Source organism: Oleiphilus sp. HI0128 (genome assembly GCF_001635365.1).
In genome coordinates this window covers 1-565 of sequence record NZ_LWGG01000448.1, presented here as the reverse complement: position 1 = coordinate 565, position 565 = coordinate 1, and the positions used below count along the sequence as shown (strand labels likewise).

The 565-nt window shown below is 46.5% G+C and carries 1 pseudogene; it reads right to left on the bottom strand.

Going from position 1 to position 565, the window contains the following annotated elements:
• Nucleotides 1–330: pseudogene (locus tag A3763_RS05460) on the bottom strand (tRNA (guanosine(37)-N1)-methyltransferase TrmD); the annotation flags it as partial.
• Nucleotides 331–565: the final 235 nt, after the last annotated feature.

The following is a 565-nucleotide window of genomic DNA, read 5'->3' as shown; positions in this document are numbered from 1 at the left end:
AGCTTTCTTATGGTCTAGGCGCTGTCCTTGAGGTGACAGGTATACAGTACGTAGTGATACCACCTTCTCGGGCTGATCGTGCTTTAGGTCCTGCACCATCTTTGCCTTAGCGTCGTGAATAGCATCCTGCAAAGGCTGCACTTTCATCAACATTCCCGGGCCACCACCATAAGGTCTATCATCGACCGTACGGTGCTTATCATGGGTGAACTCTCGAGGATTCCAATAATCCAGAGCTATTAGCCCTTTCTTTACTGCCCGCCCAACGACACCATGATCTTCTAGAGAGCGAAACATTTCAGGAAAAAGCGTAACCAGTCCAAAATGCATACATTCACATCTCTAAGCCAGTCACACCACATTGACCAGCAAGTTTCTATCTTTGCACCACTTAAAGAACCAATCCCTTATGCCAGAACTGATTTACAGAACTGATTAAGTAGTGCCTATATAAAAACGCCCCGCAAGTACCGCAATCAGCGCTTTACAAACTAAAACTCCGGATCCCAATCAACTTCAATGGATCCTGCTTCCAGATCTACCGCCAAGACAACCTGATCTGGCA